Below are 15,549 nucleotides of genomic sequence, written 5' to 3'. Positions count from 1 at the left end.
CAACGTTACAGCCCTTTCAAGGCTCTTTTTATGGTGTCTTCGACGGTCAGATCAGGATTGGCTTTCAGAAGTTTGTCCAGTTCTTTTTCAATATTCTTCTTGGCAAATCCCAGCATTACTAATGCTGATAACGCTTCATCGCGGATTGTATTGTCTGCTTTTGAGATTAAAATTTGGTCGCTGGCTGCTGTTTTTCCAATCTTATCTTTCAGATCAATAATGACCCGCTGTGCTGTTTTTGCACCAATGCCCTTTATACTTTTCAGTAAGTTAACGTTTTCGCCCAGAATAGCCTGGCGGATTTCTTCAGCTGTCAGCGATGATAGCATCATCATGGCGGTGTTGGACCCAATGCCATTGACCGAAATCAGCAAACGAAAGAGTTCGCGTTCACCTGCTTCTGCAAATCCGTACAGCAGGTGAGCATCTTCACGAACTGTTTGGTGCAGAAAGAGCTTGGTATGCTCTTTCCCGTTGATGAGCGAGTAGGTATTGAGCGAAATTTGAATAAAATAACCAATGGAACCGGCTTCAATGATCGCGTTGGCGGGAGTCAGTCCGGCTATTTTTCCCTGAATGTATTCGTACATAATGCTGTGCTTTAAATTTCAGGTTCGTCAGCGCTTTGCAAATCAATGTTTTCATCAACCTGGTTGGGGTTGATCTCAAACTTTCTCAACGGATTTTTATTGATTTCTTTATAAAGTTCGCGGCTTTTGTGCACATCAATAGCCAGGTAAAGCGCTTGTCTGAATGAGTCGGGGGAAGCTTTATCTTCTCCGGCAATATCAAAAGCGGTACCGTGGGCGGGCGAGGTGCGGATAAATGGTAGTCCGGCGGTGTAGTTTACACCTTTGTCGAAAGATGCCAGTTTGAAAGGGGTTAAGCCCTGATCGTGGTACATCGCCAAAATCGCATCGAACTTGACATAGTCGCCCGATCCGAAGAAACCGTCGCTCGGATAAGGGCCAAGGGCTAAAATACCTTCTTTTTTCGCTTGTTCAATGGCCGGAATGATGATGTCTTTTTCTTCAGTTCCCAACAGTCCGCCATCACCAGCATGCGGATTTAGTCCTAGTACGGCAATGCGAGGTTTTTTAATGCTGAAATCTTTTTCGAGCGAACTGTCCATGATGCGCAGTTTGCTGAGAATCGCTTCCTTGGTGATTAAAGAGGAGACTTTGGCCAGCGGCACGTGGGTAGTAACCACTCCAATTTTCATCATCTCGCTCACCATGAGCATCAGGTAGTTTTCGGCCCCAAACTGTTCGGCTAAAAACTCGGTGTGACCTGGAAAATGGAACTTGTCTGATTGAATGTTGTCTTTGTTGATGGGGGCTGTAATAAGCGCATCAATTTCACCGGCTTTCAGGTCGCTGACGGCTCGTTCCAGCGCCATGTAGGAAGCTTCTCCGGCAATTCCGGATGACTTTCCTAATTCCACACGGATGTTATCGTCAATACAGTTGATGATGTTGGCACGTCGCGGATCGGCTTCACGGGCCGACTGAATGTTGTTGAAGTTGAAGTTGGTTAAATTCAATGCCTTACGATGGTAGGCGGCCACCTTGGGCGAGCCATAAACCACGGGAGTACACATTTCGAGGATACGTGCATCCAACAGGGTTTTCATAATTACTTCGTAGCCAATTCCGTTGATGTCACCTTGTGATATTCCGATTCTTATTTTGTTTCTGCTCATTTTATCAGTCTCTTATGGTGTGTGGAAATCTTGAAAATCTCTTGTTCACAGCTGTTTTCTGTGAAAGGCAAAGTTAATTCTTTATCTGAACTTTATCAAAAAGATTAGGGCTTGCCTGGGGTGAATTGATTATGATGAATTTTATGGTATTCCAGTTCCTCAGACGGTTTTCCCTGGCGGGTTTGCGCGGGATTACCAATGGCGATGATGCTCAATACCCGGAGGTTTTCGGGGAGTTGAAGCAGGTGCTGGATGTATTGTTCGGCGGTTTGTTCCTGGTTGTGCTGGCGCTTGCGAACTTGCACCCAGCAGCTTCCCAAATCGAGTGACTGTGCCGTAAGTTGAAGCAAAATACTGGCAATGGAGCAGTCTTCAACCCACACATCTCCTTTGTTTTCATCAGCCAGAACGATTACGGCCAAAGGAGCCTTTTCTAAAAAGGCAGCTCCGTGCGGTTTGCATTGGCTGAGTTGTTGGATCAGCTTGGGATCATCGACGAAGATAAACTCCCAGGGATTGCCGTTTTTGGATGACGGAGAACGTAAAACCGCTTCCTGCAATTGTTCTAGTTTTTTCGGAGCGACTGGCTCGCTCGTAAATTTTCGGATGCTCCTACGTGAGCGAAGTAATTCAATCATGTGTCTGTTATTTATGTCTGCTAGACAGTTGCTGAGCGTTTTCTTTTGGGGTGAAAGAAGCTCAGGCTTGGTAAAAATAAGAAAGCATGGCTGAAATTTAGATAAGAATGGAGAAAATAATTAACAAAAGTAACAACATGAAAAGGATAAGCTGGTTGCGTACAAACAATCCGAGCAGGATAAGCAGTTCGAGTTCATCGGTGTCGGCCGAGTAAATTTCAATTTGTCCTTTGTCTTTTGAAAGCAACTCGTAGCTTTGGAAGATGATGATTTCCTGGCCATTAAACTTCCAGGCCCATCGGGATTGCCAAAAATTTTTGATCTCCAGTTCAAAGCGTTTTCCGTTGATGACAACATCACTTTTAGGGTGGAAAAGATTGATCATGATGGAAGCCAAAGGAGCACGGTTGTTGGTGTCCGAAATTTCCAGTTTCGACAGGAAAAAGTCGCGATTCAAAATAAAGCGTTTCCCTTTCATGGTGGCCAAGGCTTCGGAGCTAAACATATTTTTCCACTCAATTAGACCGATTTGTTCGTTGTTTCGGGTCAGGTGCAATTGGTTCTTAAAGATCCCTTTTGTCCAATAAAGCTTTTCCATAGTTTGTAAAGATTGCCAATTGCAAGGTAGAAAATTTAGCGCAAAGATGGTAGGGGTTTATGTCGAATTAGGCGGGCGTATTTTTGTTTTTGGTAAGGAAGGTTAGTGTTAACACTTAACCATAAAGGCCATTGTTCGAGTAAAAATACCAATGGCCTCATGGTCGAATTGAGGGGGTGAAGGGCTTAAAACAGGAACCCTAAATTTAAAGAAAGGGCTTTGTTTTGGACATCTTTTTCTGCGTGGTATACTTCGGAAATTCCCATGTCGTAGTTCAAGCTGATCTGGATGTTATGGGTTGAAACAGGAAGATTTACCCCAAGCTCGAAGGCCCAGCCAAAGTCGGTTCGCTTGACTTCATTTTTCAGATCTGTTGTTGTTTCAGCCCGTTCCTGTTCTGCTTTCAAGCGAGTTGCGAGGTAGGGGCCCGTTGCGAAGAATATTCGGGAGTTATTTTCTTCAACCAAAGCTGAGGAAAACGATGCTTTAACCGGAAGTTGAAGGTAATTTATCCGGTAAGTTTCATCGGTATCGTTCCAATAGCCTCCTTTTTGAACGAACAATAAGCCACTTTTTACGGCAACCCAATTGTTGGCGTGGTAGTTGGCCAGTATTCCTGTGTTCAGGTTAGCTAGTCGGTTTCCGTTTTTACAAATGTTTCCGAGATCAGATTGGGTTGCAGCTCCAATTCCCAGCTGTACACCCAACTCAAATTGGCTAAATGCCTGCACTGAGCTTATTAAAAGCGTGGTCAGCAGGATGAGTGTTTTTACTTGTTTCATTTTTTTCTGTGTTTAATTGTTAATTGATTCGACGAAATACGTCAAATCGTCGAATTGAAGACAAAAAAATTTAAATGCTTATTCCATGAAATAGAATGTAAAGCAAGTCGTTTAAACGTTCTTCTATGTCAACTTGCTCATCGGTAAGAAAATAGGGTTCTTCCAGGCCGCGCAGCGCAATGACAATCGCCCGGGCTGTAAGGTTGATGTTCAGTTTCCGAAACTGGCCTTCTTCTATGCCCTTTTCCAGAATTTGGGCAATGGCAGCTTGCTCTTTTTCGTCGTGCTTTTTCCGTATTTGCTCGATGAATTCAATCTTGCTTAAGAAATCATTTTTCAACGCATCGTAATAATTTACGAAATCGCGAAACCCTTTCATGCGTCCCAGTACGTAGGCCGAAAGTTTTTCCCGGGCGGTATTTTGTTCGCGTACTGATTGCTCAATTTTTGAAAAAAGAATGCCGGCTTCCTGCTCCACAACAGCCTGAAAAACTTCTTCTTTGCTTTTGAAGTAGTAATAGAGTGAGCTTTTCCCTTTGCGGGCAGCTACAGCAATTTCATCCATGGTCGTTTTCCGGAAACCATATTTGGCGAAGGTTTCACGGGCTACTTCAATAATGCTATTTCGTACTTTTTCGTTCAAAGGGCTGTTTTTCGACTAATTCGGTTCAAAAGTACAAATATTTTTGAAAAATGAATTCTATTGCGGAAGAATATTGGCAGTTCTTGATGTTGGAAGGATGGGGAAGTTTCTGATTAGCTGGGGTTGGGGATGGTGAATTGGAAGCGGCTGCCTTTACCAGGTTCACTTTCAACCGTGATTTTTCCTTGGTGTTTTTCCACAAATTCTTTGCAAAGAATCAATCCCAGACCTGTTCCCATTTCATTAACCGTGCCGGGTGTCGAAAAGCTTTCCTCAAGCCGAAAGAGCTTTTGCAAAGCATCGGGCTCCATGCCAATCCCGTTATCGGCTACCGTAATTGTAACTTCTTTAGCGTTTTGCTTGGCCGAAATGGTTACCTGCCCTCCCGGCTTGGTGAATTTTATGGCATTTGTAATCAGGTTGCGCAGGATGGTCGAAATCATGTAATGGTCGGCATAGACCGGGGCTTTTAGGGGTAGGTCTTTCACCAGTGAAATCGATTTTTGCTCGGCAACATCGCTCAGCAGCAGGGTGGCTTCTTCAATCAGCGATACACAATCTGTTTGTTCGGGATTGTACTGGGTACGGCCAGTTTGTGAGCGAGACCACTCCAACAGGTTAAGGAGCAAATCCATGGCATTTTGTGCCGATTGCTGAATGATTTGAACGTACTTTCCAATTCCGGTAAAATTTTGGATCTCAACTTTGTCTGCCAATAAGCTGGAGAAGCCAATGATGCTGTTGAACGGACTTTTTAAGTCGTGTGCAATGATGGAGAACAATTTGTCTTTGGTGGCATTCAGTTCCCGCAGACGGATTTCATTGTCCTGAAGCACCTGTTGTGCCTGTTTGTGCTGACTGATGTCGCGAATAAAGCTTTGATAAGTTCCATCATCCATGGCTCTGGAGCTCATTTCGACTGCAATGCAGTTGCCGTTTTTCTGTTTGAGTTCCCGTTCAATTTTTAAGCTTTCACCTGATTTGAGTCGATCATATCTTAAAGGGTTTTGGTTCAGCTGGCTGGAAGCGAACAGGTCTTTCATGTTCATTTGCAGGAGTTCTTTTTGGGAATAGCCGGTAAGCTCACAGGCTTTATCATTAACGATAATAAAGTCGCCTTTGTTGTTGCCCTGGAAAAATGCATCGGGTGCCATTTCCAGAAGATGCCGGTAATTGGCCTCACTTTTTTGGATGGCTTCTTCCTGCTTTTTGCGGTCGGTAATATCCTGAATAATGCCGAAAATGATCCCTTTTTCCTGGTCGTAAGTGGCGGTGGAATGAATGTGTTTAATTTGTCCTGTGTCGGCAGCTTTTATCTTAAATTCAACCTTGTAAGGCTTGCTTTGGTGCAGCAAGTTTTTTAGGGCTTGGTCCAGTTCTGTACGGTATTCTGGCAGGGGAAACTCTTTGATGGTTTGATAGTTGAAATGGTCGCGGTCGACACCATAAATTTTCATCGCACCTCTGGATCCAAGGATCGACATGTCATCCAGGTGAAGCTCCCAATTTCCTGACTTGGAGGCTATTTCTGCTTGCCTTAGACGTGCCTCGCTCAGTGAGACATTTTTATACGGGTGTTTTCGCTGTTTGCTATTGTTGATGATCAGGTGCAATAGAAGTCTGTCTTCAAATTCAATGGTGTTGATGTACAGTTCGGTTTTTTGCACGATCCCTTTTCCCGTGGTTTGCAGGCATTCAAAATAGCCAAACTTTTGATGGCGGGCCTGATCCAAAAGGGATTCGATTTCAGTAGTTGATTTTGTGCCGAAGTCCTGAATCTTCATGCTGAGGAGTTCTAGCTTCGAGATAGCATAGAAATTTATTGCCTGCCGGTTGGCATGGATAATGTCACCCGATTCTGCATCAATGATCAGGTTGGGAGCCTTGTGGTCATCAAACAGTTTCCGGAAAAGTTTTCCGTTTTTAATTAAGATGCTTTCTCTAAGTTGTTGGTTTTCCTCTTCTGCTTTCATGTTATCAGGTTGTGATTGTTCCTGAGTTGGGCACAGATGTTGAAAAAATATGTCGTAGAGCGATCGAGCAGTTTGTATTTAGCGAGCTCGTTTCGTTTTCGGTGCATTGCGGATTGACTTAATCTCTTGGAAGAGATTCTTGCCGGAATATCAAAGGTATCACTTTTTTAAGTCTATTGCAGAAGTCCCTATGAATTATTTGATAGTCATTGGGAATCAGATTAATTGTCAGCATGTCAACCTATGCCGGTTGGACTAGGCTGCATCGCATCACGAAAAAATCGGGTGAAGGTGTTAGTCCTTTTTGACCATTGTTTTGGTCGATAGAAGTCCGCAGGCGGCATAAATATCCTGTCCACGCGAGGCGCGAATGGTGGTGGTAATTCCTTTGGCTTCCAGCCCTTCTTTAAATTGAACCAAGGTCGTTTCATCTGTCCCTTTCAGCGGCGTGTTGGGGATGGGGTGGAAGCGAATGAGGTTGATCCGGCACTTGATGCCATCCAGCAGGCGGGCCATTTCTTTAACATGAGCTGGCGTGTCGTTCAACCCATGAAAAACAATGTATTCGAATGAAACGCGGCGTTGGCGGCCAAAGTCCCAGTCGCGTATTTCTTGCAGCACATCTTCCAGCGGATAAGCGATTTCTACGGGCATCAGTTGTTGACGTTCTTCGTGAAATGGCGTGTGGAGGCTAATGGCTAAATGGGCCTCACTTTCATTTAAAAACCTTACCAAGCCGGGAACAATGCCGATGGAAGAAACTGTAATTCGCCGTGGGCTCATCGCAAATCCCCAATCGGCAGTCATGATCTCAGTGCTTTTCAGTACTTCATCCAGGTTGTCAAAAGGCTCGCCCATACCCATGTACACAATGTTCGTTACTTCTTGCCATTCCGGTATGTTGCGAATCTGATTCACAATTTCGCCCGCAGTCAGTTGTCCCTGAAATCCTTGTTTGCCGGTCATGCAGAACAGGCAGCCCATTTTACAGCCCACTTGCGATGATACGCAGACAGTTTTGCGGTCGCGATCAGGAATCATGGCTGTTTCGATGAACTTGGCATTGCTGGTCGGGAAAAGGTATTTTTTGGTGCCATCTGTACTTTCCTGCACTTTGGTAGGATCAACCAAGCCAAACATGTATTTCTCAGCAAGTAGTTCGCGGGCTTTTTTCGACAGATTGGTCATTTCTTCAATCGAAGACACTTCTTTTTTATACAGCCAGTCTGTGAGTTGTTTGGCTGTAAATTTGGGCAGACCCATTTCGAGAACAAGTTCTTGCAACTCGCTCAACGTTTTTCCAAAAAGTGCTTCTTTAATCATCGTGTAAATTTTTTGCAAAGTTATAAAAGAGATTCAGATGCAAAAACTGTTGAAAGCGAAATGCTTTCCAGTGATTTCTAACAAACTGAGTGCATTGATTTTTCTTATTTACAGGAATTCTGGCTAAAAGTAGATTTCGGCAATGATGTTTTCGTACGGGATTCCCCGCTCGATCAGTAAGTCCCGCACTTCCACCACCATCAGCGCTTTTCCGCAGAGGTAATAGCGCTGTTTGGGAGGCAGGTGATCCACTGTTTTCAGATAGTCAGTTACCCGGCCAGGAAATACATCGCACGATTGTTCCTGCGAGCAGCACCGCACATAGTTTTTGCCGAGAGACCAGTCCAGCTCATCTTCAAAATAGAACTGGTTCAGATGGCGGACTCCGTGAACGAGTGTCTTGTTCTCAAATTGTCCGGAGCGGAACATGCAGTAAAAAGGGGCAATGCCGGTTCCGGTGGCAATCCACCAGGCCGATGCTTCAGTCCCCAAAAAACTGCCGTAGGGTTTCGACACCAGTAGTTGGTCGCCAGGAATGAGGCTTGCCAGTTTAGGTGTGAGATAGCCATCTTCTTTTACGTTGAAGAGGACCCGGATTTCTTCTTCGTGGTTGCCACTGCAAATGCTGTAAATGCGGGGAGCCTGGGTGTTGTCGATGCCAATTTTGACAACCTGTCCGGGAATGAAATCGTGCTTTCGTTTGTAGGAAATCAGGTAAACTCCGGGTGAGATTTCTTCATTTCCGGTCACTGTTTCCTGATAAAGTTCAATGGCTTTTTTTTGATATTCTTCTGCTTTGGGCATCACTTTAATGATTTACTCATCCAATTAACGCAGTTGGTGGCATTTGGTTTTCGTATGGATGTAAAAACAGCGAATAATGTCTGATGGGCTATTGTTGTGAGGGCTTTTGTTGATGGTGTACGGCAAGACGGAATAGCTGTCTGTCAATAACTCTTTGTTGTTGATTCTCAATCCTTCGTAAAAATGATTAATTTTGCACATTCTAAAAAGGAGAGGACTAGTTTTATGCAATGTGTGGCAAAAATGATTTTGAAAGTGTTGGGCTGGTTGTTGTTACTGCCGGTGTACTTCTATAAATATGCCATTTCTCCGCTTACTCCGGCTTCGTGCCGCCATGTTCCTACCTGTTCGCAATACGCGGTTGATGCCGTGAAAATCCATGGCCCGTTTAAGGGTTTTTGGCTGGCTGTGCGGCGCATTTCCAAATGCCACCCGTGGGGAACGCATGGTTATGATCCGGTTCCGGACCGGGATCAAATTAAAGTGAAGAAACTTAAGCTGAAATAGGGTGCTGCTGAGTCTGACTGAAATTTGATCGATCATCTTCCTGTTTTTTGTAAATGAATTATGAAAGTTGCCGGATATTCAGATTGGGCAAGTTGCTTGGGGGCGCTCCATTCCGTTTTAATGTTTGTTGGCTTTATTAAAAAAACGCCTGTCCTCAGACTAAGTATTTATACTTATTCGTTACCTTTGAAAAAAAATTACAATGGAGTGGGTGATTAGTGTAGTTGTGGTATTGATGGCCGCCCTGTTAAAGGGTATGACGGGTTTTGGTTTTGCCTTGCTGGCAGTTCCTTTGCTTTCGCTGCTGTTTCCTATACAGTCTTTAATTCCGGCGATGACGCTGTTTAATTTGATCACTTCAGTGTATCTGTTGGCATCGATCAAGCTCAAGGTAAAAGCCAAGCATTTTGTTCCCATGTTGTTGGCTAGTTTTGCTGGTATTCCGCTGGGAGTTTATGTGCTGACTTACTTCCCGGAGCAAACGCTGGAGTTGGCTGCCGGTATTTCTATTTTCTCCATTTCGATGGTTTTTTTGCTGGGGGGAAATCAACCGGTTCCGGAAGAACGACGGAAGAAACCTATTGTATTTGCTGGCTTTTTAAGTGGATTGCTTACTTCAAGTATGTCGATTGGCGGACCTCCGCTTGCATTGGCCATGAACCGGAAAGGATATTCCAAAGAATCGTTTCGAAAGATATTTGCACTGGTCAGTGTTGTTAATGCCGCAATCAGCTCTGTTCTGTATGTTGTTCATGGCATTTTTGTCGCCTTTTCCTTAAAATTCACCATTTTTCTTCTGCCGGTCATTGTATTGGGCACAAAGCTGGGCGATGGCTTATCGCAAAAAGTTAATCAGCTTTTTTTCCGGAAAGTCATTCTCTACATCAACCTTTTGCTGGGGCTGTTTATAATTGTGCGGACACTGGTATCGGCTTGACTTATTTCAGCCTGTTGTGTCAACAAAAAAACGTCTGAAGGGTTACTTCTCCAGTTGTGTTTAAGTTTAACTATCTTTGAGTTTGAAAACCGCAATTGACGCAAATTTGGTCAAAAGGAACGCTGTGTTTAGGCTGTTTGTGCACCTCTTTGCTGATCAGGCTGTTGTTTAGATGATTCCGGAGATAAAACAAGAAAGATGAAAAGATTATTACTATTGGCCTTGGTTTTAGGAGCGGCATGTAGTTCTCCAAAAACAAACGATAAAGAACTGTTGACGGTAAGTATACTTCCGCAGAAATATTTTGTAGAAAAAATTGCAGGAAATCTGCTAGAAGTTCAGGTATTGGTACCTCCTGGTGCCGGGCCGGAGACCTATTCGCTGGTGCCTTCGCAAATGAAGGAGTTGTCGAAATCAACGGCATGGTTGCGCATTGGGAAAGTGGGTTTCGAGGATGCTTGGCATGAAAAAATTGAGCAAGGCAATCCGAATTTGAAGGTTTTTGATACATCGGCTGATGCCGATTGGATAGCTGAAGAAGTCAGACAGCATGGTGATCATGTGCACGTGCATGGCGTTGACCCGCATATCTGGACATCGCCGACTGAAGTTCTGAAAATAGCCTCTTTGACCTATAAGGCGCTGGTGGAGTTGTTTCCGGATAAGGCCGGGGTGTTTCAAGAGAATTATGAAATTTTCCGCGCTGAGATTGAAGCGCTCGACCAAGAGTTGCTCAGTCAGTTTGACGAGCTGAAGCATCGTGGGTTCCTGATTTTTCATCCGGCGTTAAGCTACCTGGCCCGTGACTATGATTTGGAGCAAATTTCGTTGGAAGTGGACGGAAAAGAACCCTCGCCCAAATACATGAGTGAGCTGATTAAGCATGCCCGCGAAGAAGGCATTCGGGTTGTGTTTATTCAGAAGGAATTTGATCAGGAAAACGCCCGACAGCTGGCTGAAGAGATTAAGGGAGAAATTGTTCCGTTGGATCCTTTAGCTGAAAACTGGGCCGAAGGATTACGGGAAATTGCCCGGAAAATTGTTGAAGCATCGAAATGAAAGATAAACTGGTTGAAATAAAGAACCTCTCGGTTAGCTACGATAAGCAACGGGTGTTGGAGGACGCCAATCTGGTGATTCAGCCACGTGACTTTTTAGGGGTAATTGGGCCGAATGGCGGTGGAAAAACAACGCTGATCAAAGCGATTCTTGGTCTTGTAAAACCGGATAGCGGAAGCATTCAGTTTCATATTCCTCTGAAGAAAGTGGGCTACTTGCCGCAAATCAATCAAGTGGATAAACGCTTTCCAATAACTGTGCTGGATGTAGTGCAGTCAGGCAAGGTCAGGACAAATTTCCTGTCACTTTTGAAGAAAGATCCGGCCGACCGGGCTTATGCTGAGCAGTTGCTGGAGGAAATGGGCATTTCAGCCATTAAGCATAAAGCGATTGGGGAACTTTCCGGAGGACAGATGCAGCGCGTTTTCTTATGTCGCTCACTGATGAATCAACCGGAACTCTTAATTCTGGACGAACCCGATACTTTTGTGGATAATCAATTCGAGAGTGAATTGTACGAGAAGCTGAAGGAACTGAATCAGCGCATGGCGATTGTCTTGATTTCGCATGATGTGGGAACTATCTCTTATTATGTTAAAACTATTGCCTGTGTTAACGGCCAGGTACATTATCATCCGAGCAATGTGATTAGCACCGAGCAGTTGGCTTCTTATAATTGCCCGTTGCAGATTATTACCCACGGACATATTCCGCATACGGTGTTGAGTTTGCACGAAAACCACCATGACCATGGACACAATCATTGAATTATTTTCATACGACTTCTTTTTGCATGCCTTTTGGGCATCGTTTTTTGCAGCCATCAGCTGCGGAATTATTGGAACCTATATTGTTTCCCGTCGCATCGTTTTTGTGAGTGGCGGAATTACGCATTCCTCGTTTGGGGGAATCGGGATTGGCTACTTCCTGGGCTGGAATCCCTTGTTGGGCGCCGCTATTTTTGCGATTCTTTCCGGCTGGGGCATTCAGTTATTTACAAAAAAAGCCAAGGTGCGCGAAGACTCGTCGATTGCCATCTGGTGGTCTTTAGGAATGGCTATCGGAATTATTTTTATTTACCTCAGTCCGGGCTATGCGCCTAATCTCATGAGTTATTTGTTTGGCAGCGTGCTAACGGTATCGGTTTCCGAATTGTGGTTCATGGGAGTGCTTTCGGTCGTCTTGGTTTTATTCTTCACCTTGTTTTACCGGTTGATTTTGTATGTGGCCTTTGACGAAGAATTTGCGAAAACAACCGGCTTGCCGGTAACGCTGATTAATTTTTTACTGATCAGCCTGATTGCCATTACCATTGTGCTGAATATCCGGGTGGTTGGAATTATTTTGATTCTTTCGTTGATGACCTTGCCGCAAGCAACAGCCAACCTGTTCACGAAAGACTTTAAACGAATGATGCCAATCTCGATATTGTTTGCCTTTATTGGGTCTTTTGTAGGTTTGCTCTTTTCCTTTTATGTGGATATTCCATCGGGAGCTTCCATTATTTTTACACTGGTTGTCCAGTTTGGACTGGTTAAGCTGGGGCTTTTTCTACACCAAAATTTGTCGGTTCGTGGCTGATTCCTCTGTTTACTTAAGCTGTAAAAGCTGCGGCAATTCGTACCCGAAAGATGAGCTTAGGCGCGATTGCGGTAACTGTTTTGCCTGCACCGGTTGCGAAGTGTACTTATGTCCAAACTGTCAGAATGAAATTGTCGTGAAGCCGGTTAAGAAACCGCAAATTAAGAAGTAAGGCTATTCTTTCTTGTTTTTCCGTTTTTGCTCCGCTCGGTTTGAAATTACCATGGCAGCTGCTGTAAACAGCATCGCTAAAATGACCGTGTAGTTGCTTTGGTTCTCAGCCCAACTCAGGTCCTTGTAGTTCAGTAGGAACAGTTCAAGCAAAATAATGAGACTCGCGGCAGCTAGCAGGAGTTTTCGAAGTTTACGCATAAGCGGATGGTTTGGGGGATAAACGACTTTTTTGTGTTCCACAAAGGATATGATCATGTCGAATATCCTTTGTGGAATTTTTAGTTGAAAAGATGAAAACCAGTGCTTAGTGGTTCTCGTATTTTTGCGAAACAGCATCCATAACCAAGGATGATGCTCCAAAAACAGCCCCATTGGCAAGATCCGAAACTTCAATTTGCAATGATTGGTAGAGTCGCTGGTAAGGGAACTCGTTTTCCAGCACAGCTCGCATGCCTGCTTCAAACAGATGAAACGACTGGCTGACCGATCCCCCTAAAATAATGGCTTGCGGGGCCAATGCAAACAGCACATTGCCAATGGCGCGGCCAATATGTTCACCCAGTTCGTGAAATTGTTGAAGGGCCTGCTCATTGCCTTGTTCAGCTTGTTCGGCCAGTGTTTTTCCCGACAGATTCCGATCTTTAAAAAATTGTCCGCTGGCATAGGCTTCCAGGGTTTTGTCTTGGTAATAGAGAGCGCCAAATTCACCTGCTCCACAAAAGCGTCCGGAATATAAGTGCGAATTGATGATGATTCCGGCTCCTAATCCGGTTCCCAGGGTAATGCCTACAAAATTGTCGTACGCTTGGCCTTTGCCGAAGTAATTTTCACCTACGGCAAAGCAGTTGGCGTCGTTATTTACAAAAACAGGTCGGTTGAAACGTTCTTCCAATAGTTGTTTTAAAGGCACCCGATCCCACGATGGGATGTTGACTACATCGAGCACCTCATTGGTTTCAAGATCCACCAGTCCGGGGACTCCGATGCCAATTCCGTCAATGTCATCGGCAAAAACCTGCTCAATGGCATCACCAATGGTTTGTACCACTTGTTCTTTCGTCTGGTCTGAAGGGGTAGGACAGGAGTAGGATTGAATCAGTTGCTCTCTATCGATCAGGGCAGCTTCTATTTTGGTTCCGCCAATATCAACGCCAATCATTTTCATAGTAATTAGTTTTTATTTGTTTAAGTTGTATTCTCACAAATATAGCCCTTCATTTTTGATATCTTAAATGCCTTTATAATATCTTTGAAGGGTTAAAATGAAACGCTAAATAAAAGGTTTTGTATAACTTGTACCAAAATTATTGAAAGATGAATAACCTAAAACTGCTATTCTTATTGTTTGCTTTTCCTTTATGTGCTCTGGCGCAAAGCCGGACTGAAGTCAATCTCCCGGATATTCCGGGCTATTTAACCTTGAAGTGTGATTTTCATATGCATACGGTCTTTTCGGATGGCGCTGTGTGGCCCACCGTTCGTGTTCAGGAGGCCTGGGCAGAGGGCTTAGATGCAATTGCCATTACCGATCACATTGAATACCTGCCTCATTCGCAGGATATGGAGATTGATCATAACCGCTCTTTTGAGATTGCCGAGCCTCTGGCTGAGCAAATGGGCATCGTTTTGATTCCGGCTACTGAAATTACCAGGAAAATGCCTCCAGGACATCTGAATGCCTTGTTTATAACCAATGCCAATTTGATGGATCGGGAAGATTGGTGGGAAGCTTGTGTGGAAGCCAAAGAACAAGGCGCTTTCATTTTATGGAACCATCCTGGATGGAAAGCCCAGCAACCAGACACCACCCGTTGGTGGGATGAACATACCCGATTGCTTAACAGTGGCATGTTGCATGGCATGGAAGTGTATAACCACAAGGAGTTTTATCCTGAAGTTTTGGGCTGGGCACGAGATAAGAAGCTGACCGTGTTTGCCAACTCAGATGTTCATGCACCTATCCATATGACTTATGGCGATAAGCATCGGCCGATGACTCTGGTGTTTGCTACCGACAAATCGATGGGAGCCATTAAGCAAGCCTTGAAAGACCGGCGAACGGTGGCTTATTTTGATAACCAATTGGTGGGGGAACGGCAATACCTGACTCCCTTGTTCTTCGGATCGGTTAAGATTAAAAACAAACGGGCCGGACTGGAGAATCATCAGATTCGGAAAATTCAGATACACAACTCCAGCGATCTTGATTTTCATTTGAAATTGCGCCAGCCAGCTGTCGGGTTTTCATGTCCGGAGAGCATTACATTGAAAGCACATCAAACGGTGTTTGTTGATTTGACAGGCACTTCCGATGAAGTGGCAACGATGGATCGGTTAAAATTGTCGTATGAAGTGAGCAACCTTCTGACGCTTGACGGGAAGCCGTTATCGGTTAATTTGGATATTGCCAATCGCTAAATAAAAAGAAAGAGCGGTGAATGAATTCACCGCTCTTTCTCTAAACAAACAACTAAAATTACCTTTACATCTCTACAACCACGAACCAATCAACTACAATGTAAGAATTAAAAAGTGGCTGTAAAGGACTTAGTTTTACGATTTCGACCTTCATTTTGTTTCGTCTTTAGCTAGCTGATTTTAGTCTGCCAATAAGTTTATTTCTTCCCCCTTGTTAGCTTGCTTCAATTTTATTTGCTGGATCTGTAGGGAGATAATCCTGTCTCTTTTAGAAATAATCAGTCAATTTTCACTGGGCTGTAGGCTGTCTTCGAGTCGGTGTCTGGCTGTTTATCCTTCATTTTCGAGTCTCTAAAAACTGAATTCGAACCTTCTTTTGGCCTTCTGAGTATCGAATTTTCCGCTTTGTT

At 44.2% G+C, this 15,549-nt stretch carries 17 protein-coding genes; 6 read left to right on the top strand and 11 right to left on the bottom strand.

Annotated features, from left to right (window positions below):
• Positions 1-5: 5 nt before the first annotated feature.
• The 9 genes from ruvA to ACRD6K_RS06495 all read right to left on the bottom strand — a co-directional run bounded on the left by ruvA (position 6) and on the right by ACRD6K_RS06495 (position 8,463).
• A complete protein-coding gene (gene ruvA, locus ACRD6K_RS06535) occupies positions 6-590 on the bottom strand; it encodes a Holliday junction branch migration protein RuvA (protein ID WP_430972588.1) in 585 nt (194 codons plus the stop codon).
• Positions 591-601: 11 nt separating this feature from the next.
• Positions 602-1,702: a 4-hydroxythreonine-4-phosphate dehydrogenase PdxA gene (gene pdxA, locus ACRD6K_RS06530; RefSeq protein WP_299579050.1), complete on the bottom strand. Its 1,101-nt coding sequence runs from the start codon at positions 1,700-1,702 to the stop codon at positions 602-604.
• 104 nt (positions 1,703-1,806) lie between these two features.
• Positions 1,807-2,340 carry a nitroreductase family protein gene (locus ACRD6K_RS06525; RefSeq protein WP_430972587.1) on the bottom strand — a complete coding sequence of 178 codons (534 nt, stop codon included), beginning with the start codon at positions 2,338-2,340 and terminating at the stop codon, positions 1,807-1,809.
• Between the two features lie 97 nt (positions 2,341-2,437).
• Positions 2,438-2,938 (bottom strand): hypothetical protein, encoded by a 501-nt coding sequence (locus tag ACRD6K_RS06520; protein ID WP_299579046.1) that lies wholly within the window; start codon positions 2,936-2,938, stop codon positions 2,438-2,440.
• 185 nt (positions 2,939-3,123) lie between these two features.
• A complete protein-coding gene (locus ACRD6K_RS06515) occupies positions 3,124-3,720 on the bottom strand; it encodes an outer membrane beta-barrel protein (protein WP_430972586.1) in 597 nt (198 codons plus the stop codon).
• A gap of 70 nt (positions 3,721-3,790) precedes the next feature.
• The gene (locus tag ACRD6K_RS06510) at positions 3,791-4,363 is read right to left on the bottom strand and encodes a TetR/AcrR family transcriptional regulator (RefSeq protein WP_299579042.1); all 573 of its coding nucleotides are present in this window, start codon (positions 4,361-4,363) and stop codon (positions 3,791-3,793) included.
• Between the two features lie 113 nt (positions 4,364-4,476).
• Positions 4,477-6,336 (bottom strand): PAS domain-containing sensor histidine kinase, encoded by a 1,860-nt coding sequence (locus ACRD6K_RS06505; protein WP_430972585.1) that lies wholly within the window; start codon positions 6,334-6,336, stop codon positions 4,477-4,479.
• A 294-nt stretch (positions 6,337-6,630) separates the two neighbouring features.
• A complete protein-coding gene (gene rlmN / locus ACRD6K_RS06500; protein WP_430972584.1) occupies positions 6,631-7,659 on the bottom strand; it encodes a dual-specificity RNA methyltransferase RlmN in 1,029 nt (342 codons plus the stop codon).
• Between the two features lie 123 nt (positions 7,660-7,782).
• Positions 7,783-8,463 carry a ferredoxin--NADP reductase gene (locus tag ACRD6K_RS06495; RefSeq protein WP_299579035.1) on the bottom strand — a complete coding sequence of 227 codons (681 nt, stop codon included), beginning with the start codon at positions 8,461-8,463 and terminating at the stop codon, positions 7,783-7,785.
• A 183-nt stretch (positions 8,464-8,646) separates the two neighbouring features.
• Here ACRD6K_RS06495 and yidD point away from each other — a divergent pair, with 183 nt between their 5' ends.
• The 5 genes from yidD to ACRD6K_RS06470 all read left to right on the top strand — a co-directional run bounded on the left by yidD (position 8,647) and on the right by ACRD6K_RS06470 (position 12,547).
• Positions 8,647-8,970, top strand: coding sequence for a membrane protein insertion efficiency factor YidD (gene yidD / locus ACRD6K_RS06490; RefSeq protein WP_363322887.1), 324 nt, complete (start codon positions 8,647-8,649; stop codon positions 8,968-8,970).
• Positions 8,971-9,172: 202 nt separating this feature from the next.
• Complete coding sequence (locus ACRD6K_RS06485; RefSeq protein ID WP_430972583.1) at positions 9,173-9,907, top strand: sulfite exporter TauE/SafE family protein; 735 nt, start codon at positions 9,173-9,175, stop codon at positions 9,905-9,907.
• 198 nt (positions 9,908-10,105) lie between these two features.
• Positions 10,106-10,966: a metal ABC transporter solute-binding protein, Zn/Mn family gene (locus tag ACRD6K_RS06480; RefSeq protein ID WP_430972582.1), complete on the top strand. Its 861-nt coding sequence runs from the start codon at positions 10,106-10,108 to the stop codon at positions 10,964-10,966.
• Positions 10,963-11,733 carry a metal ABC transporter ATP-binding protein gene (locus ACRD6K_RS06475; RefSeq protein ID WP_430972581.1) on the top strand — a complete coding sequence of 257 codons (771 nt, stop codon included), beginning with the start codon at positions 10,963-10,965 and terminating at the stop codon, positions 11,731-11,733. Before ACRD6K_RS06480 ends, ACRD6K_RS06475 begins: the two co-directional genes overlap by 4 nt.
• Positions 11,717-12,547: a metal ABC transporter permease gene (locus ACRD6K_RS06470; protein ID WP_299579027.1), complete on the top strand. Its 831-nt coding sequence runs from the start codon at positions 11,717-11,719 to the stop codon at positions 12,545-12,547. The genes ACRD6K_RS06475 and ACRD6K_RS06470 overlap by 17 nt, the downstream gene beginning before the upstream one ends.
• A 174-nt stretch (positions 12,548-12,721) precedes the next feature.
• Here the strand turns inward: ACRD6K_RS06470 and ACRD6K_RS06465 are convergent, their stop codons facing one another.
• Positions 12,722-12,919 (bottom strand): hypothetical protein, encoded by a 198-nt coding sequence (locus tag ACRD6K_RS06465; protein WP_430972580.1) that lies wholly within the window; start codon positions 12,917-12,919, stop codon positions 12,722-12,724.
• 106 nt (positions 12,920-13,025) lie between these two features.
• A complete protein-coding gene (locus ACRD6K_RS06460; RefSeq protein WP_299579022.1) occupies positions 13,026-13,886 on the bottom strand; it encodes an ROK family protein in 861 nt (286 codons plus the stop codon).
• A 149-nt stretch (positions 13,887-14,035) separates the two neighbouring features.
• On the opposite strand from ACRD6K_RS06460, the gene ACRD6K_RS06455 reads away from it, so the two are divergent.
• A complete protein-coding gene (locus ACRD6K_RS06455) occupies positions 14,036-15,139 on the top strand; it encodes an Sb-PDE family phosphodiesterase (protein WP_299579020.1) in 1,104 nt (367 codons plus the stop codon).
• Positions 15,140-15,549 lie beyond the last annotated feature (410 nt).

The organism is Sunxiuqinia rutila (assembly GCF_050589705.1).
Taxonomy (GTDB): domain Bacteria; phylum Bacteroidota; class Bacteroidia; order Bacteroidales; family Prolixibacteraceae; genus Sunxiuqinia; species Sunxiuqinia rutila.
Note: the sequence above shows the minus strand (reverse complement) of the source record. Positions and strands in the feature narration are given on the sequence as shown.

Excerpts from the sequence above, each read along its gene's own strand:
- ruvA (WP_430972588.1), bottom strand. The coding sequence starts at position 590 with ATGTACGAATACATTCAGGGAAAAATAGCCGGACTGACTCCCGCCAAC.
- pdxA (WP_299579050.1), bottom strand. The coding sequence starts at position 1,702 with ATGAGCAGAAACAAAATAAGAATCGGAATATCACAAGGTGACATCAAC.
- ACRD6K_RS06525 (WP_430972587.1), bottom strand. The coding sequence starts at position 2,340 with ATGATTGAATTACTTCGCTCACGTAGGAGCATCCGAAAATTTACGAGC.
- ACRD6K_RS06520 (WP_299579046.1), bottom strand. The coding sequence starts at position 2,938 with ATGGAAAAGCTTTATTGGACAAAAGGGATCTTTAAGAACCAATTGCAC.
- ACRD6K_RS06515 (WP_430972586.1), bottom strand. The coding sequence starts at position 3,720 with ATGAAACAAGTAAAAACACTCATCCTGCTGACCACGCTTTTAATAAGC.
- ACRD6K_RS06505 (WP_430972585.1), bottom strand. The coding sequence starts at position 6,336 with ATGAAAGCAGAAGAGGAAAACCAACAACTTAGAGAAAGCATCTTAATT.
- rlmN (WP_430972584.1), bottom strand. The coding sequence starts at position 7,659 with ATGATTAAAGAAGCACTTTTTGGAAAAACGTTGAGCGAGTTGCAAGAA.
- ACRD6K_RS06495 (WP_299579035.1), bottom strand. The coding sequence starts at position 8,463 with ATGCCCAAAGCAGAAGAATATCAAAAAAAAGCCATTGAACTTTATCAG.
- yidD (WP_363322887.1), top strand. The coding sequence starts at position 8,647 with ATGATTAATTTTGCACATTCTAAAAAGGAGAGGACTAGTTTTATGCAA.
- ACRD6K_RS06485 (WP_430972583.1), top strand. The coding sequence starts at position 9,173 with ATGGAGTGGGTGATTAGTGTAGTTGTGGTATTGATGGCCGCCCTGTTA.
- ACRD6K_RS06480 (WP_430972582.1), top strand. The coding sequence starts at position 10,106 with ATGAAAAGATTATTACTATTGGCCTTGGTTTTAGGAGCGGCATGTAGT.
- ACRD6K_RS06475 (WP_430972581.1), top strand. The coding sequence starts at position 10,963 with ATGAAAGATAAACTGGTTGAAATAAAGAACCTCTCGGTTAGCTACGAT.
- ACRD6K_RS06470 (WP_299579027.1), top strand. The coding sequence starts at position 11,717 with ATGGACACAATCATTGAATTATTTTCATACGACTTCTTTTTGCATGCC.
- ACRD6K_RS06465 (WP_430972580.1), bottom strand. The coding sequence starts at position 12,919 with ATGCGTAAACTTCGAAAACTCCTGCTAGCTGCCGCGAGTCTCATTATT.
- ACRD6K_RS06460 (WP_299579022.1), bottom strand. The coding sequence starts at position 13,886 with ATGAAAATGATTGGCGTTGATATTGGCGGAACCAAAATAGAAGCTGCC.
- ACRD6K_RS06455 (WP_299579020.1), top strand. The coding sequence starts at position 14,036 with ATGAATAACCTAAAACTGCTATTCTTATTGTTTGCTTTTCCTTTATGT.